We start from the raw sequence: 22,851 nt of genomic DNA, 5'->3' as shown, positions 1-22,851 counted from the left end.
TGCAAAGGAGAATCTAATGGTTTATAAAAATCATATCACACCCCTGCTGGAATGGATTAATGACAATATTCATCTGAACCTCAAAATTGATGACGTGGCTGAAAAGTCAGGTTATTCAAAATGGCATCTGCAGCGTATATTTACACTGTACACCGGCATGACGCTTGGCGAGTACATTCGGACCAGGAGATTAATCAGCGCCGCTGAAGATCTGGCAAACGGCTACGATTCAATCCTTGAAATCACACTCAAATATGGATATGAATCTCAGCAGTCGTTCACGCGCACGTTCAGTCGCTATTTCAATTCTCCTCCGGCCTCATACCGGCGCCAGTTACGTGCAATAAAAAAATAGCTCATTGCTGACCAGAAAAACTCACAGAAAAGGCAACAAGTAACTATCAAAAGGGAATGGCAGAAATGCTTTCCCTTTTCTCATACTGCAAAGATAAAAAAAGGTGACTCACACGGACGGGCGAGTCACCGAAGAAGATCAATGAGGGTTAAGATGTGACAGTGTGCGGAAGACGTGAGAGAGACTGCCTCCCGAACCTTTTTTATTATATTCATAAGCGAATTATTTTATTATCACGATGTGCTAAAATACTCGCAACATCCATTTGCAGACAGAAATCATGCTTTTTCATAGAGATTTCACAGGCAAAGCAAAAATATTTATTAAGTTGTGAAAGAGGTTCTGCTCGATACGTTTTTGATATGTGCTAAATATGTTGCTGACCACTTTGATAAGTGACCTTAATGAAATGTGCAAAATAATTTTTTTTAAATGATTTTATGGTGCTCATTTTAATATTGTTTTGGAATTGAGGCATATACCGATTGTTAATCTATAGGGATTTCATGATTTACTACTCTAATAAATGAGTTGTTAATCAGTAAGGTGAATTTTGCGGAGTGTTTATATGCTTGTCAAATTTACTGAAGAACGCATGAATAAATCTAGTTAATGAGGAGGGATACAATTTATTTTGTTAATGACGCACATTGGTAACGCACATGAGTGTGATGTACTTTTTCACTTAAAAATGTAATTGCTATGATCTTTTATCAGAAGATTTTACGCCTGAATACTGGGTAAAGTATGCGAGTTATTGATGCACGTTTTCACATCTAAAAAATGCGAATTTGGGTCAAAGGTGATTATTAAGTGATTAATTTCACCCATAACGCGATACAGTTAACGCTTTGGGTTATATAAATTTCCGCAATGCGATGCAGCAATAAAAAATTTCTCATTAGCTATAGTTAGTGATATATTTCAATATGAGGCAATCAATTATGGTTATTGCCTTCGTAGTATATTATTATTTTTCATACCCTGTTTTACAATACAAGTAATAGGGTGAGCTTATTGCTTTAACGGAGCTGAACATATGTATGATATGAAGAAAATAAGTAAATTAAACGAGATAAAAAAATATGCACCGGAGGCGGTTGATAGTTTTAAGGCCTTTACTGATGCTGCCTTAAAAGATGGAGAAATTCCAGCCAAGTACAAAGAGCTTATAGCAATTGCCGTAGCATTAACAACACAGTGCCCGTATTGTATAGAAGACCATAGTCAACGTGCTCGTAAAGCCGGTGCAACGGAAACTGAATTAGCAGAAGTGACGATGGTAGCTGCCGCAATGCGTGCTGGTGCTGGGGTAGCACATGGATTACATTTATTTTAAATTTGCCCGCTGTTATCATTATCTGAAATAGATTAAATTATCAGAATAAATCTGGTTAGAAGCTTTTGGCCAGATTTATTCTTTAATTCGTTCTAACACGCTAAATTGAATATACTGTATATCGAGTAACACGCCCATTAATTTCATGCCAGCGCCTCACCTCAAATTGCTGCCACAGACCGAAACTTTCCAGTCTGCGCAGACTGGGTAACAGCGGTAAGGTACAAAGTCCGCTCTGCACGCGCTGGCAGGATCTAATGGCTTAGGCCAGTACACTCCGGTAATAGCTCATGGTGTACTGAAAGCCGGGGGAAGTCAGCCACGGCCCGCACTATCCTCAGAATATCCTAGGACTGAGCAGGCTCCAGCCTGTCCAGATCGTCAATCATCACGACAATATTTATCCCGGGCGCGGCATCTGCTGTTCAATCGGTGTCCGCAGCTCTGCGCCCGTTTTCTCACGGCTTTCCCACCCATCACCTCTCCTCGATGCCTATCACCGTGCTGACGTTCATATCCAGCATGCTGATGCTACGACCCAGCCCTTCAGCAATCGCCGTGACCCCATCGCTGTCCTCATCAGGTGCCATCACCTGCCCGGGAAATTTGGTCTCTACGGACATTCAAATGTCTCCGTAGAGGCTGCGCAGTTCCGTCAGCGCCGCTGCAAGCGCACCTTCCCGACAGGCCAGCGTTAGCCGGCTGACCATGGTCTCAAAGGCCTTCGCCGGCAGGAAGATACGCAGCCCGTCAATGCCGAAAAAGCCTTCTTTGATTACGTGCCCGGGGGGGGAAAACATCACATGTTCTCCCTGATGACCATGCTGAAGGGCCTCAGGGTATCGTGCGTAGAGATCAAGCAGACCCAGCAGCTCTGAAAAATGCGCCCAAGCACAGGGGACCACAAATTCCTGCCCGGTGATGAGTACATGAAGCCGAGGTGTCTCATACCAGGCGCCGGGGCGCTGGCCGGCCGGCTGGCCGTCTATACGCAGATCCACACGCAGTGTACCGGCCTCAATGGTATGGACTTGGGCTGCAATGAGAGGACGCATCTCACGCGCCAGAGATTCTGCCTTTTCATCCGTCCAGCCCAGTCCGCGTAGTATCAAAGGGAAAATTGCCTTCAGCCGCGGCAGGGTAAAGATATCCACCAGCACCGTATCCGGGAAGTCCGTCAGTCTGAAGCACCCGCTGATGAGCGGGCGCAACAGATTTTCAGCATAGACCTGATCGATGACCGGTCGCAGCTCCGTCAGAAACGCGTCAAATTCCTCCGTCAGGTTTTCACCTGTCAACCGGAATATGCCTTTCAGGTAGTGACTATCCACCGGTTGTGCATGTGCTTCCTGCCAGGCAAGCAGATCTCGCGTGATCTGCAGCAATGTGCTGAATGCTGGCAGCGAGGCCACCCGGTTACGCCCAGGCAGAAAGCCCTCACGAGCATACGTGAGCATGAAACGAAGTTCATCCCGGGAAACGGGGGCCAGACCAAAGGCCTGTCCGAGCACGATCCGGCGATAGAGCTGCCGCGCCGTTGATTCCGGATCGGTCAGCAGCTGAAAAAAACCATCGCCCGCGGTGGCTGTGGCGAGACCGTCATCCAGAAAGCGCTCAGCAAGTGCATTGACGGACGTACTTTCCTGCCTAGCGCGGACCTTGAGCGCCTCAATCAGCTTTTTGGGGAAACGCAGGTTCAACTGGCTAAGCATGGTCATTCCTTCATTATTTATAAGCAACCACATGCTAGCATAGCATCTCGATGTTATAGAACTGCCATGATTATGTGTTTTATTCGTTTAGTGATTACATATAATTTTTATAATGTGATGAACGTGATGCTTCGATTCCTTTTGCCTCTCTTTTTTTACGGCAGATCCGAAAAAAGCTAGACCCGGAGGTTAAGTAACGCAGCGGCTAAAAATATTCCTCTCCTGCGTTACCGACATTTCCGGAGTGGCCACACATAATGGCCGTGACTGAAAATTGATGAGGAAGAGACATGGACTACACCCGTTCCCGCACAGGTGCTGATGTGCTGAATATACTCAAAGCATACCGTGATGAGTTGCATGAACTCGATCTCAGGAAGCCGCACTGGCCTGTGCTGGAAAGGCTTATTAACCGTGAGCTGGAAATGACACCGGTCTGGAATGATATTGCCGGATATGCGCTGACCCCCGAGCAGTGCCGCACTCTCCTCGAGCAGCTGTTCTTTGCCGGTGCTTACGGCTCTGAAGAAGAGAACAGCCGTCTGAAAAAAGATTATGCAAAACTCTCAGCCCTGAATGCGGGTATAGCCAGAAAGGCTGTCGATCTCGCCAGAATGTGGGCTGAGCGGGAAGATATCCTTAACCACCATGCCATTAATCTTGACCATCCCTCCCATATCGTTGATTTGATCGACAAGGCCTGCTCACAGAATGGTCATTATCACTCTTATCTTCGTGATCCTCTTGAGGCCCTTCGTGGACGTTATGGTGACAAATACTGGCCTTCGCTGCAGCAGATCCTAGATGTGGTGGCGAATGAATCTCCCGTGGCAGCGTTCAGGGACCGGAGTGATGAAGCTATCGTGCAGGCACGAGGGGCGGCGGTGCCGGATCTCCTGCGTCGGCTGTTCAGCAATCTCCATGATGCCAGGGTCAAAAAAAATGACTGGCGCTCGGCACACATATTTTTGCCGACAGATTTACGTCTTTCCGACGCCAGCCTGGCGACACTGGCCACGGTTTTACTTGACCTTGATGAACCTGTCTCAGTCGACAGTATCAAGATACGGCGTAATGCTCTGTATAAGGATGGTTTTCCGGGTGCTTGGGCGCCCCCCAGAGAGATCTCTCCTGGGGGAGCCATATAGTACGAGATATGGGCTTTCAGCCTCTTAAAAAGTCCGTAGCAGCTCAGCCATCAGTGGTTGCGGGATCTGGTTTTTATGCTTACCTGGCAATAACATCTTTCTCTTTCTTCTGCGATTCGAGAAAAGGTTGTTCCGGAACTAAACTGACTACTAACAGAGGAATTAGGAGATACAGCAGGAAAAATAGCGAAGCAAATGCGGCAGGGATCTGAAGGTCCGCTCTGAGAAAAAGCGGACGTTAACATTTATCAAAGAACGCAAACGTGCATATCGGCATCGTGGCGACTCAACTCTCTTTATTCTCAGGAACTATGAGAAATCCCAATTAAGAATGATAGCGTTGCAGTGTTTACACGAGAATTTATAAACCCCCTGATCTCCTCCGGGTTGATACCCGCTCATAAAGGTATCCCAGTCATTCCGGCTTTGGTCGTATCTTTCCATCCAGATTTGGATAGTTTTTTCATCTGCTTTAATTATATCCTGAGCAGTAGCATCGCCATGATATTCACACGCATCATTACAATGCGTAGCCCACTCCTGATCTTGCCAGGTAAAGATGCCCGGTGTGCGGCAAGAAATTTCACTCGAGACGTTCTCATCGACACACTCAGGATCTATTTCATTAAAAAAATCGACTAAGCCGGATTGAACAGCCTCACCAGTTTGAATGCAATCCGGGCACAGGCTGGCATCATTATCCGCCGTAGAATATTGGGGGCCGATATATTTAGCATTGCTAATTTTTTTACAGCAATCACAAGTAAATGACTCATCGGCAAATACTGTCGATAAGTAGTCGTCACTCATATAATTAAATCGGGACATATCTCATCCTTAATTTACCCATGCACTTATTGGCACAATAACACAGGGAAAGCGTTATACCTACGGACACGAAGGTGTCGTATACCCTCTCTGATAAGTGCTATAGGCAAGTCGATTACTGGCATTTCTGAACGCCCCGCCTATTCAAAATGACCGGTTTCTGGGACAGATACGCAAACAAAGCCTTAACGCAATGATTCACCTTTCGACAGTTGGGGTAAATGAACTTCCGCTTCTGGCGCAAAGCGAGCCAGGTTGTGAGCCAACGTCCGCTGTGAGCAAAAAGCGGATACTGCATTCGCAAGCGATCCCCCACATGCCCCATGCAGACTTAACAGGTCTCATCCTCGTCCCGAAAAAGCGTTTCGGCCATAAAGTCGATGAACACGCGTATTTTGGGTGAGAGAAACTTACTTGAGGGCCATAACAATCTGAACGTACCCTGATGCGCGATATGCTGATCAAGGACGAGCTGAAGTTGGCCTGTCGCCAGAGAGCGCCGAATCATGAAATCCGGCAGGCAGGCTATGCCCAGCCCTGCCAGGGCAACGTCCATCAGTGCGGCCGAGGTGTTGCATATCATCGTTACGGGTGGGCTTACGACCGGGGTCTCAGGGGATGTTTTCAGCGGCCAGGGTTCAAGCCTGCCCGTACTGGGAAATCTGTGGTGCAGGCAGAAATGCTGGACCAGATCGTTAGGAATTTCGGGTACGCCGGACGCTTCCAGATAGCCCGGTGAAGCAACCAGCTTTAGTTGATAGTTGCCCAGCGTGCGTGACATAAGGCGTGAATCAGCCGGTTCACCGGTACGCATCACTACATCGAATCCCTCTTCAATCACATCTACCATGCGATCCGAAAAATCCACATCCAGCTCGACCTCGGGATAACGATGCATGAAGGCGGTTATGGCAGGCATCACCAGCATACCAACAAGAGGCATACTGATACGCAAGCGCCCGCGGGGTTTCAGTCTGGTTTCAGAAAGCTCCAGCTCGGCGGCTTCCACTTCGCTCAGAATGCGGCGGCATCGTTCAAGGAACAGACTGCCCTCAGCGGTGAGCCTTATGCTTCGCGTGCTGCGGTGAAACAGGCGGACGCCCAACCGCTCTTCCAGCCGGGAGACGCTTTTGCCTACCGTTGATGAAGAAACGCCAAGGTTTCGCCCGGCCCCGGAGAAGCTCAACGCTTCTGCTGCCTGCACGAAAAAGGTGATACCACTCAGTGATTCCATCATTAACAACACTTAAGAATATTTGTCCGATATGTTTTGAACATTAGCATTATTGTCCTGAATAAGTAACACCCGCATTATGGCTGCTACCCACTTCCTCTGGCGGCCCCGGGTAACAAAGACGGGGTTCCGCCGTGCAGCAAGGCACAACTATGACTGATTCAACTCTCACTCAGCGTCAAAATGCTGAACATGATCGGCTCCCCATTGCCGCGCTTTTGGCGCTCGCCCTCGCAGGGTTCATTACCATTGTGACAGAAGCTCTCCCTGCGGGATTGTTGCCGCAGATTAGTGCTGGCATGAATATTTCGGGCGCGCTGGCCGGACAGTTCGTTACGCTTTACGCTGTCGGATCGCTGGTGGCTGCTATCCCTTTGATTACCGCCACGCAGGGCATGCGTCGCCGCCCGTTATTACTGCTCGCGCTGGCAGGATTTGTTGTCGCAAATACCGTCACAGCGTTCTCTGGTAATTATGTCATTACGATGGCGGCAAGGTTCCTGGCCGGCGTTTCAGCCGGGCTCGTTTGGGCATTGCTGGCTGGCTATGCCGCACGTATGGTGCCAGACGAAAAGAAAGGCCGGGCTATTGCCATAGCGATGGTCGGCACTCCACTTGCTCTGTCGCTTGGCGTGCCTGCCGGCACTCTTCTTGGCAGCCTGATCGGGTGGCGCATGTGCTTCGGTATCATGAGCGTGATGGCGGTGGGGTTGATGGTATGGGTGCGTATCCGTGTGCCTGATTTTGCGGGGCTGGCTGCGGGTAAACGCCTGCCGCTGAGGCAGATTTTGACGCTTGCAGGCGTCCGCCCGGTGTTATTTGTGGTATTGACGTTCGTCCTGGCGCACAACATCTTTTATACCTACATTGCGCCGTTTCTGGCATCCGTTAACATGGCTGACCGAACTGACCTGATATTGCTGGTTTTTGGTGTCGCGTCGTTACCTGGCATTGGGGTTATCGGCGTATTCGTTGACCGATATCTGCGCCTGCTGACGCTGATCAGTACGGTACTGTTCGCCCTGTCTGCGTTTGTACTGGGAGTGATGAATGATATGCCGGCTGCGGTTTATATGGCAGTTGCCGTCTGGGGCTTATCCTTTGGTGGCGCTGCAACCTTATTCCAGACCGCCATTGCCAGAAACGCGGGTGACGCCGCTGACGTGGCACAATCCATGCTGGTCACAGCCTGGAATCTGGCGATTGCCGGCGGCGGTATTGTCGGGGGTATATTGCTTGATTCCTTAGGGTCTACCGCTTTCTCACCTGCGGTCGTTTTACTGCTGCTCTCAGCACTGGCGGTGATCTGGGCTGCCAGGCTGCATGGTTTTCCGACAAAGTCGGCATAAAGGCACGCCCTGCGTCAAAATGGCATTTTCGCTTCCCCCTGCAGGACCCGCAGGGGGAACTGAAATTGGGTAAAGCGAGAGACAAACACATGGCTTGATGGCTTAAGGGGCGCGCCACGTCAGAGAATCTATTTATGAGGCTCCTCAACAAAGCGGCGTTGTCACATTCCTCTGTTAGTTTTTACTGGTGTCGCTCACTCAGGCGGACCGGCTAATCAACTTCAGGTAGGCTTTAACACTTTCACTGGTTTCTTGCTCACGACTGATAAGCACCAGATTAGCGGTTAAATTGGGTTCAATCAGACGACGATAAACCAGGCCCGGAATATGCACCTGCTGCAAAGGCGCTGGAATGAATGCCAGACCCAAGCCGGTAGCAGCCATAGCAAGTATGCTCAGCGTGCTACCCGATCGATAAGCAATGTGACAATCTTCCCCAAGCCGCTGGGTGAGAGTGATAAAAAGATGCTCATGTGCGTCGTGAGCGTCATAAATAATGAGGGGTTGCCCGGCAAGCATGTCTATCGTTAGGCATTCATGCTGCGTAAGCGGATGATCCTCAGTAAGTGCAACCCGTATTTCCCAGTCGCCAATAGGTCTGACAGCCAGATCTGATGCCGTAATTTTGCTGTGCACGGGCGTATACCCTATGTCCAGTTGCCCGGCTAAAATGGCCTCAACCTGTTCTTGCGGACCGACCTCATGGATCATTAGTTCTGCATCAGGAAAGCATTGATGAAACAGACGTAGATCGGCTATCAGTTTGCCACTAAAGATGGCATTTCCGGCAAATCCCACCCGTACCCGACCCGTCTCCCCCCGAATCGCGCGTTCCACGGTAAGTCGGGCACGCTCGGTCTGCTCAAATATTCGCTTTGCTTCAGCCTGCATTAACAGCCCCGCTTCTGTAAGCACAACCCGACGGCTGGTACGGACGAAGAGGGCCCCTCCCAGTTCGGCCTCAAGAGCCTTGATTTGCATACTCAGGGCGGGCTGAACAATGTTAAGCCTCTTCGCGGCACGACCAAAATGGCCCTCTTCCGCGACGGCTAAAAAGTAACGCAGATGACGTAAATCCATGGCTGCCCCTATCAATAAATAAAAATGATTGATTAGTAAAATCAATATATTTCATTTTATCTCTTATGTTGGGCAAACTGAATCCTGTCAACGTACCGGAGCAAACGCAATGAACAATCAACTGCAAGACCGTCAACAACTTAACGATTTAGTGAATGGCTGGATGCACAGAGATCTTGGCGAATGGGCACAATTACGAAACCTTTTCCATCCTGATGGCACCATTGAAATCACCTGGTTTGAAGGGCTGGCGAGTGATTTTGTAGAGGGTTCAATGCGGATGGGGGCGTCGGATTTGCGGACTAAGCACCTGATCGCCTCTCCCGCTGTGACATTCAATGACGCGGGTAATAAAGCCATTCTGGAAACCAATGCGATCATAATTGCTGAAAACGTGAAGTTAAATATTGGCTGTGAATGCCACAATCGCTTTTATGATCTGGCAGAAAAAAGAGAGGGGGTCTGGAAACTCTTTCATCGTCAGAGTATTTACGACATCGGCACATTTACCTTCCCGTTAGGTCCTGTCGAAATTGATCGGAATATTGCCCTGAAATATCCACGAGAATATGCAGCGCTGGCTTACTTACTGGAGTGCAGCGGGTTTCCACTCGGGCGCGTATTTGCCACCCGGGGCAGCGAACTTGAAACAGCAATGAAAGCCGAAGGTCAGCGCTGGCTAACAGCCTGATGGAGAAGAGTTCATTTTGTGCCGTAGCGGAATGGATAAAATTTTGTCCAGTTGTAACTTATCCTCGCTAATATCAATTCTCCGGCGACATCGCCGTAATCATTATTCTGACGTTCTAAGAAAAACTGACGCACCGCAGCAGGTAAATAAGCAGCGTGGTAGCGCAGAATCGTGCTGTGCCAGAACGGAGCGGGTAATGGCGTGTTGCTGTGGCGCATCAGTAACTCCTCTTTCCAGCGAGACGCCAGAATCTCTTCGCATAACGACTGGCGCATCGTTACCGCCGCTTCCTCTGGGATCCCAGCCAGTAACAACTGGCTGGGTAATGCGACTAAGCGAAGGTGTCTGATAACAATTTTTTTCGAATCGTATCCCGTCCAGATAGTCGTCAATTGCTGAACTTTGTCAGGCAATGGCTCGTTGACCTGATATAGCGGCAGAGTCAGAGGTAAGAAAGTGAAATGAAAACTCTCTGTCGGCAGAATATCGGCGAGGGGATCGTTACTTATAACGGCGTTTAATTCATTAACCAGGCGTGACACAGGTGATGGCATAGCGGGTTTTATGCCCGTTGCCAGAGCAAGTTTTACCGGGTCGTAGTAGCTATCTTCTCTGATCTCCCCGATCCCAGCATTTTCCTTCCATATCGCTAACGTGTTTAAATTTGTTGAACGATAAATGTCTGGCAGACGTAATGATTTCATGAGTGACCCAATGCCGCAGAGATGAACAAAACCATAAGGTGCGATTTCCCCCCGTACGTCAACCCAAAAGATGGTCGTAGTGATCCCTGGCTTAATCGCGTTAGTCTGCCACTACCTAAAAGGCCACAGGGAATAAACGCGGTATGGAAATTATTTTGATGCGTCATGGAAAGCCTGCTTATAAAGGCTCTTCAAAGGTAACGAGTCATGAAATGGCAAACTGGATAACGGAATATGATCTCTCTGACACGGGGGATGATATGCCGCCTGAATCCAGTAAACGCTTAGCCTCCAGCGCATTGCAAATCATAAGTAGCCCGCTTCCCAGAACGCTTTCTTCCCTCAGAGCATTAGGGTGCGAACCGGATGTCGTCGATGAGGCCTTCAGGGAGGCTGACCTGCCGGTATTCGCCATCCCCGGCATCAGATTATCCCCATCCCTCTGGGCTGCTCTCTTCCGCATCATCTGGATCTGCGGCTTTTCCCGTAAAGTGGAGTCGATGAGAACAGCAAAGCGACGCGCTAAACACGCTGCGAATATTCTCGTCAGGTGTGCAAAAATATCCGACGGGCCTGTGCTGCTCATGGGGCATGGCGTGATGAATCGACTCATTGCAAGAGAACTGAGGTCGTTGGGTTTGAAGGAGCATCGTTGTCAGGGGAACGGTTACTGGAACGCAAGGCGTTACAGATTTCATTAATGGAATATATATCTCCCGCAACCGAGGGCAGCAGGAAAATTTGGGTCACTGTTATCAGAATAAAACATAAAAATAACCGCCATCCTTAGTCAGCAAAATAGAGAAGGTGACTGATTTTTCAGTACCGTCTGTATCGACAGTTAATGCGCCTATTATTTTGTTCCTGTGTCAGCATACCTGATTGCGTTGACGCGAAGCGAATAGGTATGCAAATCCCTGCGTGATATGCCCTGTAAAAATGGCGCACCGGGCTCTTTTCAGGCCAGCTCAATCTCCAGCCTGCGTCATTTCCTGCCGCCCTCCGACCAGGAATATAGCTTAATCTGCTATCCCTCCTCGCCTGTCCACTATACTGACCATTGCAGTTGTCGATTTTGCAGGATAAGACGCACGATTCAGTCTCTGACATCAACCCTATCCATGACCATCAGGAGAGCAACATGCAAAAGTGTAAGACCTTGAAAGGACTGCTGATTGCATCATCCGTCGCCGCAATGTTCAGCACTGTCGGTGTGCATGCCCAGGCGACGAGCGCCGCGCAGAGTGACGCCTCAGCCCAGACCAGCTCGACCGGATCGATGGCTAAGCTCAGTTCCGGCGATGAAAAAGCGCTGAAGGACATGGCGCAGGCCAATATCAACGAAGTTGCCGCCGCCAAAATCGCGCTGGACAAAGCCCAGAGCAGCGAGGTAAAAGCCTTTGCGCAGAAGATGGTCGATGACCACGGCAATGCCCTGACCAAAGTGCAGACGGTCGCTAAGCAAAAGGACGTAACGCTGCCGACCGAGCCGGACGCTCAGCATAAGGCGATGGCCGACAAGCTGGAAAAAGAGAGCGGTGACGCATTCGATAAGATGTATATGGAAAACGCCGGTACCAAAGACCATAAAATGGTGCTGTCTAAACTGCAGAGCGATGCCAAAAATATCAAGGACCCGGATGTGAAGGCCCTGGCCGACGAGCACACCCCGGTCGTTGAGATGCACCTGAAGGCTGCCGAGCAGATGAAGATGCCAGCAGATAAGTAAGCGGATCGTTTGCCAGGCGCAGGGCGCTGCGCCTGGACTCGTACCCGGCAGCATGGCGCAAACCAGGCGAAGGAGCGCTTCTGGCTACGGCCAGGCCCAGGGGTTATGCTGCCTTTGATACGCCCTGCCCTCCTCTCCCAACGAAGGTATTTCAACGTGTTAGCGCTGTCGGCATGACGCGTTAAACCCGGCACATTCTCAAAAAATCCTCTCCGAAAGCGCGATATCCATCACATTATGCCAGGCTTTATAGGGTTCACCACAACGTGACGACAACGCGGCCCGCTGCACCAGACATAAGGGATGACTCATTTGAAAAATGCTAAATACACGATGCCGTTACGCGAGGAGGGGTTCATTGGCCTGGGGGATTATGCCGCGATCGGCGAAGGCCGATCCGTGGCGCTTATCGCTCCGGATGGTTCAATTGACTGGTGGAGCGCGCCGAATCTCGACTCGCCGCCCCTTTTTGATCGTCTGCTTGACCCGACCATCGGCGGTTTTTTTAGCCTGACGCCCGCGGTTGAATATACCGTCACCCGCGCTTACCGCGAGGACAGCAACGTGCTGGAGACCCGTTTTGAGACGGAGGATGGCACGGCGTTGTTAACCGAGTCGATTAACAGCACCCTGGCGGGACGCCTGCCCTGGAGTGAACTGGCGCGGCGGCTTGAAGGTGTGCGCGGTACGGTTCCTTTCCGGCTCCAGCTGCGGTTCGGCACCATGATCGAAACGCGATCGCCCTGGCGGTCAGACACCTTCAAGGGCAGCGTTTACCATATCGGCGATCTGATGGCGATGCTACACACCAGTGAAAACGTCGTCATCACCCATGCCGATGACGAGGAGATCGAAGCGGAAATCACCCTGAAAAAGGGAAGCCGCGAGGTGGTCGCCCTGCTCGTGACCCAGAGCGAACCGCTGGCGGTGCCGGATATTCAGGCGATAGATAATCGCATCGAAACCAGCCACACCGCCTGGCAGGACTGGGTGAAGGGGCTGAAATATGATGGCCTGTATAAAGATCACGTTATCCGCTCTGCGCTGGCGCTGAAGTTTCTCTGGTATTCACCAACCGGCGCGCTGGCCGCGGCGGCTACCACCTCCCTGCCGGAAGGGATCGGCGGCGAGAAAAACTATGATTACCGCTTTGCCTGGGTAAGAGATGCCTGTCTGATCATCAAAGCCTTTACCTATCTGGGTACCCTGGAAGAGTGTAAGGCAGCGTTTTCCTGGCTGTCGAAAACCATTATTAAACACGGTCCGGAGATGCGGGCCTGTTATACCCTGGAAGGCGATCTGGTCCCGGAAGAGTGGTATGCCGAACTCCAGGGTTACCAAAATTCGCAGCCGGTACGCATTGGTAATAATGCCCGCAACCAGCGCCAGCTGAGCATGTATGCCGATATGCTTGGGGTGGCAAAGCTGTTTGTGGAAGCAGGCCACATTCTGGATACGGGCACGTCACGCTTTCTCGGGCATCTTGCCAATCAGTGCGCTGACCGCTGGCGCATGAAAGACTCCGGCATCTGGGAACTACCGGACGAGCATCACTATACCCATTCCAAAATGTCCTGCTGGCTGGCGCTGGACTGCGCCGTGGTACTGGCGGAGGCTAGCCATATTGAACCCACATGGAAGGCGCGCTGGGAGCGCGAGCGAGATCGGATCCGCGACTGGGTGGAAGAGCACTGCTGGTCCGATGCCCATCAATCCTACTGCTTTTACGTCGGAGATGGCGGCAAGCTGGATGCCTCGCTCGCCCTGGTTTCACGCTACGGTGTGAAGGTCAATCCGAAACGCATGAAGCTGACCTATCAGGCTATCCAGCGCGAGCTGGGTCACAATAGCGCGATGGTCTACCGCTACAGCGGGGTTGAACAGGAGGAGAGCACCTTCATTGCCTGCTCATTCTGGCTTGCAGAGGCCTGGGCCTCGATGGGCGATCCGAAGATTGCCGGGGAGCTCATGGAGGAGATTCTGGAGACGCTATGCCACCGCGGCAATGTTGAAACGTTCAATGAGATGTTTGATACCCGCACCGGCGAGTGGGTGGGTAATATGCCCCAGGGACTGAGTCATCTTGCGCTTATCTGCGCAGCGCAGGCCATCAGTGAGCATCACGGGCACGAATAAACCTGAAACGCCGGGCAGTTCAACGCCTCTTAGTGCGGCAAGGTGTTGCATTCACCTTGCCGCCCCGCCGTTAGCGGACTAATACAACCTTGCCATCAATCATTGAGAACAAGGGATTCCATGTATAAATCACTTTCCCTTTGGCATCCTGGAACATCAGCGGAGAGTTCTGGAAGAACCCGACGCCAAGCCGGAAAAGACGCCCGTCGCGATAGCGTAGCAGGTGATATTTTTCCCAGTCGATTTCCACGGGTGTGAGTTCTGGCGCAGCAACATAGGCGGGTAAATCATTCGAGACAAATATCATCTCCGGCGTGGTGGCTTCGGCCCTGGCCATTTCCGCTGACGACACTTTTGCGGTACGTTTCAGGCCATCGATATCGCGACGTTTTATCTGTGCCCAAATCTCTTCATAGGCCTTACGAATTTTGGGGAGATCGTTCTCCGTGACTGGCGTTGCGTTCACCCATGACCAGACAGGCACGTGCTGCAGGGAGAGTGCGCCCTGCATTTTATATAACCCGTAATCGCCCTCTAATTTGCTATAGCCCTCGGTGAATTTCTCCCCGCGTGTAGCGTCGACCGAATAAAGAGCAGTGATGGCTTTTTTATCGTTCACCGCCAGGCGATAGTCGGCCAGCCTGACGCTCTTCTTTTCCGTTTCATACCTAATGGTGACCTGGCACGAGGAGTCGGCAAAGAGCGTTTGCGGATCTTCAGCATCCTGCGGCCCCATCAAAAGCTCAATCTGGTTGCTGCCGTTCTCCAGAAAGGCGGTCATATTTAACCCGGCAGAAAGGGTGCCGTCATCATCCGTCGTATTATCAAACGCGGGGAGATCGTTCACGCGCAAGAGGCAGGTGCTTTTGGTCGAGGTAAACGCAAAAAGATATTTTCCTTCTACATTCTGCTGAGCACTGGCTATAAAGGCGGGCAGCAACAGCAATATTGCAAAAAGAGCAGTGCGACGCTTTCCGTTATGTTCGTTTTTTCTTGTTATGTTTCTCATAAAAATCCGTTTCACTCTGGTCGCTGAATATCTTTTATAAGCGCAGGCTGGAAGAGAGGATACCTTAACGCAAATATATGCCGCCATGTATTTAGGTTAGAAAATCCCGAGGAATATCGGGATGATAGAGTAGCAGTTATCCTGTAGTGATAAAAGATAAGGCTTATATTCCGAAAGGTGAAGTGAGTATCCCGTCATTCAAAATGAGGGCGAGTAAAGAGGCCAGAGCACTCTCCCGCGCTCCGATTGTTTCTGACTTCAGACGGAGGATATCTATAATATCGGGTGAAGGCGCGGGTAAATGGCTGTAATGACTCAAAGCCATACTTATTCGCGATATCAGTGAGGGTGTTTTATTTATCGATATATCAGGGTATGCAAATTTAAGTTTTCTGCGGTTGATAAACAGATCGAGAGGAATACCTGTATTTTTCTTAAATAATCGCTGGAGATGCCATCTGGAAGTACTGCCAGACAGTCATGGCGGTTTTCCGCCATGACCTCTTCTGTTAAAGGTAGGTATGTAAATATTCGGCCAGACAAAGTACGGCCATGGCCTGCCCGTAGGGCATAGGCGTGAGAGGGATTTGACGGTAATAGTCTAAATTCGGCCCCATTTCAGTACCAAATGAGGATTGTGTTAATTCCCCCTCGTCATTGATGCAGTTCACCACACCTCGAATCGCTTTTTCCCCGACTACGGCATATTCAGAACTGATGTAGCGCTTGCGCACCGCTTTCAAAATTCCATAGGCAAAGCCCGCCGTGGCCGAACTCTCAAGGTAGGCATCCCGGTCGTCCAACAGCGTATGCCACAGGCCGCTCTCATCCTGCAGCTCTGCCAGTGCGCTCACCTGGCTGTTTAATACCTCGAGTAAAAAACGGCGTGTGGCATCGTATTCGGGTAAGTCCAACAGCTCGATAAAGTCCGGGATTGCGACTGTCAGCCAGCTGTTTCCGCGTGCCCAGCGGGCGCGAGAAAAATTGTGGTTGCCTTCAAAGGTCCAGCCGTGGAACCAGAGCCCGGTTTCGCGATCCATCAGATACTGGATGTGGGTCAGGAACTGAAATTTAGCTTCCTCGATGTATGCCTGGCGCCCCAGCAGCTTGCCAATTTTAGCCAGCGGCATAACTGTCATCATCAGGGTGTCATCCCATAGCTGCTGATTGTTCTCTTTATGGATGACAACATGCTGAATGCCCCCTTTCTCGGTGCGCGGCATTTCGTGCATGATCCACTCCGCCCAACGTTCAAGCAGGGGCAGCCAGGCAGGATTACGCGTCTCTTCATAACGGTAGGCCAGGGTTAACAGCGGACAGACTGTATTTACGTTTTTGGTAGGGACGCCTTCTGCCAGTCGGGCGCTAAACCAGTCGTCAATGATGGCAAGCACTTCCGGCTCGCCCGTCTGCTGATAGAACTGCAAAATGCCATACAACCCCACGCCATGCGTCCATTCCCAGCCTGCTCTCCAGCCCTTCGCATCGATAATCCGGCCATCATCCAAATGCAGAGCAAACTCACCTGTACTGTCTTCGATTGCAATCAGGTTTTGCGTGACCTTACGGATGAGCGCCTTTAGCGCGTCACGCGAAATAAAGTGCTCTGGCTGGCGCAGTAAGGCGCTGTGTTTCACGGGATAAATTGTCATGGTGTCACCCTGTATATTTGTCATTTTCGGAAGGAATATAAGCCCTGTGCGAAATGTCGGCTTTAACCGGTGCGGCCTTCATGCGGTTGAGATAGCCAATATTGTTATTGCCCCACAGTGATTCGTATTTCATGCCCGTCAGCATTTCTATCGTCGTACGGGTTTCTGACGACACGCTCTCCGGCAGCGGGCCGTTGGCGAGGCGCATACGCTGATTTTCCTGTTGAAGTTGCTGGTGCGTTTGCAGATTAAGCTTGAATTTCAGAGAGATGATAAAGCCTATAGCCAGCACGCCCAGCGTACCAAAACTGAGAAGATGTAAAATTGTATGGCTAACCTGCGGGTCCTGAACGCTCTGCCCCGAGACAAAACCGGACATCTGCATGACGCCCCCCACCAGCATGACGGCACCAGCCTGCGAGGCTTTACGTGTCATCGTCATAACCCCTGCAAAGATCCCCTCGCGGCGCTGCGCGGTTACCGCTTCATCGACATCAGAAATGTAGGTATAGATGTTCCAGGGGATGTAATTAATCCCGCCGCGGCCAAGCCCGGCCACCGCTGAGATAAAGAGTAAAAGCGAGTAGATATCGCTCAGCCCCATGTAATAAACCAGCGCGAACGACGCCGACGCCAGGCCAAATAGCACAACCACAAAACGGTAGCTTGGCGCAGGCCCAAAGCGAATGCAGAGCGGGATCATCCCTATCACAGCGACAAATTGCAGGATTGCCATCACGCCCATTAAGTTTGAGGCGGTCTGGGCGGTTTGCATCAGTACAAACACCACGTAATAAGTGAATACCGCATTGAAGACATCCTGTGCGATATAGCCTCCCAGGTATAACCCCAGATGCTGACGGAAAATTTTAATGCGAAACGTCGAGGTCAACTCAATGCGCAGACGATTCAGCCGCTGCCCTGCGCTGAGTACCTCCTCGTCTGACTGCCGTTCAGCCTCAGACTTCAGTTCAGCGGGCCGCTCCCATGTAAAGCAGTAAACCAGGGTCAACACCACCGCACAAATGGTGGCAAGGACAAGGCTGGCGTAAAAGAATGAGAGGGGATTGTCTTTGCCGAAATAGCCAAGAAAAACACCGGGCAGGAAGGCCGCGAGAATGGCCGATAATTGCCCCATGGCAATGCGTGCGCCAGAGAACCGGGATTTGTGTTTAAAGTCGTCCGTCATTTCCGGCACCAGCGTTTCATAAGGCACCAGAATCATGGTGTAGACGATATCGAAGATCAGATAGGTGAGCAGGTAGTACCAGAAATCCATCCCACCCACCCACATGACGGCGTAGCTGAAGATGCAGGGGATCCCCAGAAGAATGAAAAACTTACGGCGTCCAAATCGTTTTCCAAACCAGTTTCCGCCAAAGTTATCGCTGAGATACCCCATCAACGGACTCACCACCGCATCCAGCACGCGTGCGCAGGCGAAGATGAGCGTTGCTTCGACAGGCGTCAGCCCGCAGAAACTGGTGTAAAAATAGAGCAGCCAGGCAGAGGTCAGCACTGCGGTGCCAGCGCCAAGAAAATCACCTGAACCGTAAGCCAGATAGTGGTGGAGCCGGATTTTGCGTTCTTTCATTTTTATTATGCCCCGAAGCGTAGAGTACAGGCTGAGCAGGCTGGCGTCCGAAGCCGCCAGCACCGGAGGTTGAACGTGATGCGTTACTCCGCGTGAGGCACCAGGAGTACTTTTACCGCCTCTGCCGTACCGAAGGTATCAAACGCGTGTTCCCACTGGTCGAGCGGGAATTTATGCGTGACAATGCCTTCAGCAGTGAACAGTTTGCGGCTGAAGAGATCGATAACGGTTTCGTAACAGCCGGGACTTAAATGCGCGCCGCGAATATCCAACTCTTTACGATCGCCAATGATGGACCAGTCCACGGTGGTTTCGCGGCTAAAGACGCTAAATTCAACGAAGCGGCCCAGTTTACGAATCATCTGTAACCCCTGAGTTACTGCGGCGGGATTACCAGACGCCTCGATATACACATCGCAGCCGTAGCCGTCAGTGAGCGCTTTAACCTCGGCGATAACATCTTCTTCAAGCGGGTTCAGCACCACGTCCGCTCCCAGCGTCTTCGCCAGTGCCAGACGATAAGGCATGGTGTCTATGACGATCAGCTTTTTCGGCGTCTTTAGTTTAATGGCCTGGATCATGCCCAATCCAAGCGTTCCCGCCCCGGCCAACACCACCACATCATTAAACTGAATATCCCCACGATTAACGGCATGCACCGAACAGGAGAACGGTTCGATCAATGCACACTCCTCCAGCGAGAGTGATGGGGGAATTTTGTGTACCCGGCTCGTGGGTTTGAACAGCATGTATTCGGTCATGCCGCCGTCGGCATCCTCTTTCTGGAAGCCATAAATATCGTGCTTTTCGCACATCCAGTACTGTCCGTTCCGGCAGAACCGGCACTTATCGCAGGGAACGATCTGTTCAGCGATCACCCGGTCTCCCACCTCGACGTTAAAGTGTTCCAGCGCGTTAGGCCCTGCCGCTACGACCGTGCCAAAAAATTCATGGCCGCTCACGACCGGGGTTTTGACATACGCCGGGAAGGTCTCGTTTCCCCAGAACATAGGGGCACCGTGATAGCAGTGAAAATCAGAGGCGCAAATACCGCATGCTCCAACCTTTACCAGCAGCTCATTGTGCTGCGGTTTTTGCAAAGGCGAAGTGACTAAGCGGTAATCGTGAGGACCAAAATTGACCAATTGCTTGATGACGGTAGGTTGAATGTTCACAGCAGCGTTCCTGAAATGAAAGATGATGGATCAACCTTATAATGTTTTCGTGAACATTTATAAGCCAGGCGCTCTCATTTGTGATCAACATTACACTAATCTTAAAATATTATTATTTATCAATACATTAAAATTATTCAGTTGATATTGAGGGATAGAACGTTCAAAAAATAACACTTAAAACAGCCTTAAAATGTTTATGTGAACATTTTGAAACCAACAACCAGGCTACGGATTCGAAGTTCAACGGGCGTTCTTTAAAAAACCATTGATAACGGTGCGAGGTTGCCAGGGACGGCCTTCAATGGCGGCAACCAGGTTTTCCGCCACGATGGTGGCCCACTGTTTGTAATCGTGAACAACGGAGGGATAAAAAAAGCCAAAGGCTTCAGCATGAGGGATGTCGTCGATAGACAGGAAATCCACGTCAGTGAGCGACCATGTCGTGGCGACACTGCGAGCGGCAAGGGAGATGGCACCGTTGACACCCACAATCGCGTCATAGTGCCTGGCACCTGCTGCAAAATGAGCGGTAATCATCTCATTTGCGTTGTCGTAGCGATAATCCGCATACAAATGCGTGATTTTTGTTGTGGCTGAAACATTATCGCAGATGCTCCGCACACGTGCTTGCGTGATGCGAGACTGCTCCTGGCCACCAATCACGAGCACATGCCGATACTGCTTTTGTTTAATCACCGAGGCAATCAACTCCCCTGCCCGTTCATCATTGACGTAGACGGCAGGAAGCGTTGTATCAAACTGGCGGTCAAACTGGATAAGCTTGGTCGCTGAATGGTAGAGCATTTTCAAGTGGCTAGTGTCATAGTCTGGCGTATCGTTAATAACCGATAACACAATACCTGCCGCTTTATAGCCGACCAGAGTATTCACGGCCTTCACCTCTGACTCCCGACTGCCACCCGTAGTAAATATCATCACCGAGTAGCCTTTCGCTTCCGCGTGCTGGCATAGCTCCTGAATCACATACGCATAACTCTGGTTAAAGGTATCGTCGGTCACTATCCCGATGATTGGACTTTGTGCCGTCTTGATATTTTGCGCAAAAACGTTGGGAACATACTTAACTTCGCGGGCTATTTGCAGGATTTTCTCCCGCGTTTTCGGTTTTACTTTGTCCGGATCGGTAAAGGTTCTCGACACGGTAATACTGCTGACGCCAGCAAGACGGGCGATGTCAGTGATGGTAGGTGCTTTATTACCGGCCTTTTTCATATTGCGACACTTATTCTGCTGAAAAAAAGGAATATACCATCAAAAAACTGGGTGTACCCCTGCATTTAACGCCGACCTTGCCCCCGCTCCTCCGCTGTTTCAAATCCGGATTAGCGAATACCCCGAGCGCCTGGCGGATCTGGTTCAGGTATATCAATCATGCCGCTATGTACGATAAGCGGACATATTACGTTTATATTGCTTCATAACTTATATGCTAGAAATCGTTGTCTGGTTGACAACGACCCGCTCGTCGGTTTAAAAGCATTAGCACTAATGCTTTTTGACATGACAGGATGACCGTGGCTTACATTCATGGGATAGGTGAGATGTTGCGATACCTCACCGAACTTTTCGACAGCGGCTCGGAGAAAACTTACCCCGAGCTGTCCGTGCATTACCGCCCCCGCTATACCCCCGTCATGCGGGCCATTGTTGCCGGAGCAACGACGGTTAGCGAAATAACTTCAGTCACCTTCCTCACTCAGGGGGCCGTCAGCCAGACAGTTTCCCTGATGGAGAAAGATGGCCTCCTCAGGCGGGAAGCCTTACCGGACGCAAGAAAAAACGCGTTGCGACTCACACCTTTAGGTCGCTCTGTACAACGCGATCTTGAAGTGCACTGGCAATCCATTTTTCTGGCCGTCGACAGGCTTGAGAAAGAGACGGGCCTGCCGATCATGAAGACACTCGAGCAAACGATAAAGGCGCTTGATGAACGCTCGGCTGAAGGACGTATAGAAGAGGCGAAGGCCGACATTTTAAAGGGGGAGCAGCGCAATGACGAACACGAAACATGATGAAGCAAACTGGTTTTCGCAGGGAGGGCAAAAGTATTCGCAATATCGTCCGGAATACCCTCCTGAGCTCGCCAGATTTCTGGCGGAAATTTCTCCGCGTACGCATAAAGCCCTGGATGTTGGCTGCGGTACGGGACAGTTGACCCGTACGCTGTCGGCCTATTTTGCATCCGTCACCGGCATCGACCCAAGCGAGGACCAGTTAAAAAACGTCTCCCCGGAGCCCGGAATTACTTACCTCCATTCTACTGCTGAGAGCCTGCCCGGTAACTTGTGTGATTATGATTTGATTACGGTTGCTCAGGCCGCACACTGGTTCCATCTGGAGGAGTTCTATCGCGAAGTCCGACGCGTGGCCTCGCCTGACGCTATCATCGTACTGATAAGTTACGGTGTACTGAATATTGAGGGAGAGGTGGGTACGCGCTTCCAAAAATTGTATTACGAGGAAATCGCCCATCTCTGGCCTCCTGAACGAAAGCTCGTTGATTCAGGTTACAGGGAGCTTTACTTCCCGTTCCAGGAGTTGGAGGTTCCCGATTTAAAGATTGAAGCCGAATGGAATTTACAGGCTCTGCTGGGTTACATCTCGACATGGTCTGCTGTCCGGCAGGCTCAGCAGAAAGGACAGGCGCATCTTTTTGCGCGCTTTGCTGATGAACTGGCCAAGATATGGGGCGACCCTGAAAGCTGTAGAAAAATGTCGTGGCCACTCAATATCCGTATCGGAAAAGTGAAGTAGCCGGTACGGCACAATGACCTGAAGATTAATCCGTTTAGTCAGCGTAGACAGGCACTTATGCTTCTATTTAGCCGACACTGACGAAGGGTGAGCTACAGTGCCTTTATCATGTTCATCGGGAAACTTGCCATGCAAAACTTTGCGGACGTTGTCTCTTTTCGCTATGCGTCAGAACGATGCGGACTATTATGCGTGGTGAATTAATTGTATCCCGCCCGCCAGAACATACGAAGAAAGCCGAATAGCTTTATCAAGTCCGCTTCTGGTCTTACTCAAGTACGATTAACCCCCTTCATGTGACAAATATGACATTTCTGCCAGGCTTATATGCCTCTGAT

General features: G+C 50.7%; 21 protein-coding genes. 10 read left to right on the top strand and 11 right to left on the bottom strand.

All coding sequences use genetic code 11. From position 1 onward, the window contains the following. Positions 1-16 precede the first annotated feature (16 nt). Both WFN75_RS01400 and WFN75_RS01395 read left to right on the top strand, forming a co-directional pair. Positions 17-355, top strand: a complete 339-nt coding sequence (locus WFN75_RS01400; protein WP_336995489.1) for a helix-turn-helix domain-containing protein — start codon at positions 17-19, stop codon at positions 353-355. 1,039 nt (positions 356-1,394) lie between these two features. Further along, positions 1,395-1,694, top strand: a complete 300-nt coding sequence (locus WFN75_RS01395; protein WP_336995488.1) for a carboxymuconolactone decarboxylase family protein — start codon at positions 1,395-1,397, stop codon at positions 1,692-1,694. A gap of 476 nt (positions 1,695-2,170) precedes the next feature. Here WFN75_RS01395 and WFN75_RS01390 read toward each other — a convergent pair whose 3' ends face one another. Continuing rightward, positions 2,171-2,317, bottom strand: coding sequence for a hypothetical protein (locus WFN75_RS01390; RefSeq protein ID WP_336995487.1), 147 nt, complete (start codon positions 2,315-2,317; stop codon positions 2,171-2,173). Continuing rightward, positions 2,318-3,406: a transcriptional regulator gene (locus WFN75_RS01385; RefSeq protein WP_336995486.1), complete on the bottom strand. Its 1,089-nt coding sequence runs from the start codon at positions 3,404-3,406 to the stop codon at positions 2,318-2,320. A 290-nt stretch (positions 3,407-3,696) separates the two neighbouring features. Here WFN75_RS01385 and WFN75_RS01380 point away from each other — a divergent pair, with 290 nt between their 5' ends. Further along, positions 3,697-4,554: a hypothetical protein gene (locus WFN75_RS01380; RefSeq protein ID WP_336995485.1), complete on the top strand. Its 858-nt coding sequence runs from the start codon at positions 3,697-3,699 to the stop codon at positions 4,552-4,554. A 309-nt stretch (positions 4,555-4,863) separates the two neighbouring features. On the opposite strand, the gene WFN75_RS01375 is transcribed toward WFN75_RS01380, so the two are convergent. Both WFN75_RS01375 and WFN75_RS01370 read right to left on the bottom strand, forming a co-directional pair. Further along, positions 4,864-5,382, bottom strand: coding sequence for a CbrC family protein (locus WFN75_RS01375; RefSeq protein ID WP_336995484.1), 519 nt, complete (start codon positions 5,380-5,382; stop codon positions 4,864-4,866). A 331-nt stretch (positions 5,383-5,713) separates the two neighbouring features. Further along, complete coding sequence (locus tag WFN75_RS01370; protein ID WP_336996216.1) at positions 5,714-6,616, bottom strand: LysR family transcriptional regulator; 903 nt, start codon at positions 6,614-6,616, stop codon at positions 5,714-5,716. Positions 6,617-6,768: 152 nt separating this feature from the next. On the opposite strand from WFN75_RS01370, the gene WFN75_RS01365 reads away from it, so the two are divergent. Next, on the top strand, positions 6,769-7,965 hold the full coding sequence (locus WFN75_RS01365) for an MFS transporter (RefSeq protein WP_336995483.1): 1,197 nt from the start codon (positions 6,769-6,771) through the stop codon (positions 7,963-7,965). A 198-nt stretch (positions 7,966-8,163) separates the two neighbouring features. Here WFN75_RS01365 and WFN75_RS01360 read toward each other — a convergent pair whose 3' ends face one another. Then, on the bottom strand, positions 8,164-9,045 hold the full coding sequence (locus WFN75_RS01360; RefSeq protein WP_336995482.1) for a LysR substrate-binding domain-containing protein: 882 nt from the start codon (positions 9,043-9,045) through the stop codon (positions 8,164-8,166). A gap of 109 nt (positions 9,046-9,154) precedes the next feature. On the opposite strand from WFN75_RS01360, the gene WFN75_RS01355 reads away from it, so the two are divergent. Then, positions 9,155-9,736: a nuclear transport factor 2 family protein gene (locus WFN75_RS01355; protein ID WP_336995481.1), complete on the top strand. Its 582-nt coding sequence runs from the start codon at positions 9,155-9,157 to the stop codon at positions 9,734-9,736. A gap of 11 nt (positions 9,737-9,747) precedes the next feature. Here the strand turns inward: WFN75_RS01355 and WFN75_RS01350 are convergent, their stop codons facing one another. Further along, the gene (locus WFN75_RS01350; RefSeq protein ID WP_336995480.1) at positions 9,748-10,440 is read right to left on the bottom strand and encodes a hypothetical protein; all 693 of its coding nucleotides are present in this window, start codon (positions 10,438-10,440) and stop codon (positions 9,748-9,750) included. Positions 10,441-10,583: 143 nt separating this feature from the next. On the opposite strand from WFN75_RS01350, the gene WFN75_RS01345 reads away from it, so the two are divergent. The 3 genes from WFN75_RS01345 to WFN75_RS01335 all read left to right on the top strand — a co-directional run bounded on the left by WFN75_RS01345 (position 10,584) and on the right by WFN75_RS01335 (position 14,305). Next, positions 10,584-11,141: a histidine phosphatase family protein gene (locus tag WFN75_RS01345; RefSeq protein WP_336995479.1), complete on the top strand. Its 558-nt coding sequence runs from the start codon at positions 10,584-10,586 to the stop codon at positions 11,139-11,141. A gap of 440 nt (positions 11,142-11,581) precedes the next feature. Then, positions 11,582-12,169 (top strand): DUF4142 domain-containing protein, encoded by a 588-nt coding sequence (locus tag WFN75_RS01340; protein ID WP_040076684.1) that lies wholly within the window; start codon positions 11,582-11,584, stop codon positions 12,167-12,169. A gap of 303 nt (positions 12,170-12,472) precedes the next feature. Continuing rightward, positions 12,473-14,305, top strand: coding sequence for a glycoside hydrolase family 15 protein (locus tag WFN75_RS01335; protein WP_233801093.1), 1,833 nt, complete (start codon positions 12,473-12,475; stop codon positions 14,303-14,305). A 70-nt stretch (positions 14,306-14,375) separates the two neighbouring features. Here WFN75_RS01335 and WFN75_RS01330 read toward each other — a convergent pair whose 3' ends face one another. From WFN75_RS01330 to WFN75_RS01310, 5 genes are all read right to left on the bottom strand, one after another. Continuing rightward, positions 14,376-15,314, bottom strand: a complete 939-nt coding sequence (locus tag WFN75_RS01330; RefSeq protein WP_336995478.1) for an IdsF — start codon at positions 15,312-15,314, stop codon at positions 14,376-14,378. 509 nt (positions 15,315-15,823) lie between these two features. Further along, complete coding sequence (gene bglB, locus WFN75_RS01325) at positions 15,824-16,966, bottom strand: beta-galactosidase BglB (protein WP_336995477.1); 1,143 nt, start codon at positions 16,964-16,966, stop codon at positions 15,824-15,826. 4 nt (positions 16,967-16,970) lie between these two features. Further along, on the bottom strand, positions 16,971-18,560 hold the full coding sequence (locus WFN75_RS01320) for an MFS transporter (protein ID WP_336995476.1): 1,590 nt from the start codon (positions 18,558-18,560) through the stop codon (positions 16,971-16,973). An 83-nt stretch (positions 18,561-18,643) separates the two neighbouring features. After that, complete coding sequence (locus WFN75_RS01315; RefSeq protein WP_442913254.1) at positions 18,644-19,735, bottom strand: alcohol dehydrogenase catalytic domain-containing protein; 1,092 nt, start codon at positions 19,733-19,735, stop codon at positions 18,644-18,646. Between the two features lie 243 nt (positions 19,736-19,978). Next, positions 19,979-20,971 carry a LacI family DNA-binding transcriptional regulator gene (locus tag WFN75_RS01310; protein ID WP_336995475.1) on the bottom strand — a complete coding sequence of 331 codons (993 nt, stop codon included), beginning with the start codon at positions 20,969-20,971 and terminating at the stop codon, positions 19,979-19,981. Positions 20,972-21,273: 302 nt separating this feature from the next. Between WFN75_RS01310 and WFN75_RS01305 the strand changes: the two genes are divergently transcribed. Continuing rightward, positions 21,274-21,771, top strand: coding sequence for a MarR family winged helix-turn-helix transcriptional regulator (locus WFN75_RS01305; protein WP_336995474.1), 498 nt, complete (start codon positions 21,274-21,276; stop codon positions 21,769-21,771). Continuing rightward, positions 21,752-22,513 (top strand): class I SAM-dependent methyltransferase, encoded by a 762-nt coding sequence (locus WFN75_RS01300; protein WP_336995473.1) that lies wholly within the window; start codon positions 21,752-21,754, stop codon positions 22,511-22,513. Before WFN75_RS01305 ends, WFN75_RS01300 begins: the two co-directional genes overlap by 20 nt. Positions 22,514-22,851: the final 338 nt, after the last annotated feature.

The organism is Leclercia sp. UBA7405, from assembly GCF_037152215.1.
GTDB classification, from domain to species: domain Bacteria; phylum Pseudomonadota; class Gammaproteobacteria; order Enterobacterales; family Enterobacteriaceae; genus Enterobacter; species Enterobacter pneumoniae.
Note: the sequence above shows the minus strand (reverse complement) of the source record. Positions and strands in the feature narration are given on the sequence as shown.

Coding starts and splice junctions, on each gene's coding strand:
- WFN75_RS01400 (WP_336995489.1), top strand. CDS start 17: ATGGTTTATAAAAATCATATCACACCCCTGCTGGAATGGATTAATGAC.
- WFN75_RS01395 (WP_336995488.1), top strand. CDS start 1,395: ATGTATGATATGAAGAAAATAAGTAAATTAAACGAGATAAAAAAATAT.
- WFN75_RS01390 (WP_336995487.1), bottom strand. CDS start 2,317: ATGTCCGTAGAGACCAAATTTCCCGGGCAGGTGATGGCACCTGATGAG.
- WFN75_RS01385 (WP_336995486.1), bottom strand. CDS start 3,406: ATGCTTAGCCAGTTGAACCTGCGTTTCCCCAAAAAGCTGATTGAGGCG.
- WFN75_RS01380 (WP_336995485.1), top strand. CDS start 3,697: ATGGACTACACCCGTTCCCGCACAGGTGCTGATGTGCTGAATATACTC.
- WFN75_RS01375 (WP_336995484.1), bottom strand. CDS start 5,382: ATGTCCCGATTTAATTATATGAGTGACGACTACTTATCGACAGTATTT.
- WFN75_RS01370 (WP_336996216.1), bottom strand. CDS start 6,616: ATGGAATCACTGAGTGGTATCACCTTTTTCGTGCAGGCAGCAGAAGCG.
- WFN75_RS01365 (WP_336995483.1), top strand. CDS start 6,769: ATGACTGATTCAACTCTCACTCAGCGTCAAAATGCTGAACATGATCGG.
- WFN75_RS01360 (WP_336995482.1), bottom strand. CDS start 9,045: ATGGATTTACGTCATCTGCGTTACTTTTTAGCCGTCGCGGAAGAGGGC.
- WFN75_RS01355 (WP_336995481.1), top strand. CDS start 9,155: ATGAACAATCAACTGCAAGACCGTCAACAACTTAACGATTTAGTGAAT.
- WFN75_RS01350 (WP_336995480.1), bottom strand. CDS start 10,440: ATGAAATCATTACGTCTGCCAGACATTTATCGTTCAACAAATTTAAAC.
- WFN75_RS01345 (WP_336995479.1), top strand. CDS start 10,584: ATGGAAATTATTTTGATGCGTCATGGAAAGCCTGCTTATAAAGGCTCT.
- WFN75_RS01340 (WP_040076684.1), top strand. CDS start 11,582: ATGCAAAAGTGTAAGACCTTGAAAGGACTGCTGATTGCATCATCCGTC.
- WFN75_RS01335 (WP_233801093.1), top strand. CDS start 12,473: ATGACTCATTTGAAAAATGCTAAATACACGATGCCGTTACGCGAGGAG.
- WFN75_RS01330 (WP_336995478.1), bottom strand. CDS start 15,314: ATGAGAAACATAACAAGAAAAAACGAACATAACGGAAAGCGTCGCACT.
- bglB (WP_336995477.1), bottom strand. CDS start 16,966: ATGACAATTTATCCCGTGAAACACAGCGCCTTACTGCGCCAGCCAGAG.
- WFN75_RS01320 (WP_336995476.1), bottom strand. CDS start 18,560: ATGAAAGAACGCAAAATCCGGCTCCACCACTATCTGGCTTACGGTTCA.
- WFN75_RS01310 (WP_336995475.1), bottom strand. CDS start 20,971: ATGAAAAAGGCCGGTAATAAAGCACCTACCATCACTGACATCGCCCGT.
- WFN75_RS01300 (WP_336995473.1), top strand. CDS start 21,752: ATGACGAACACGAAACATGATGAAGCAAACTGGTTTTCGCAGGGAGGG.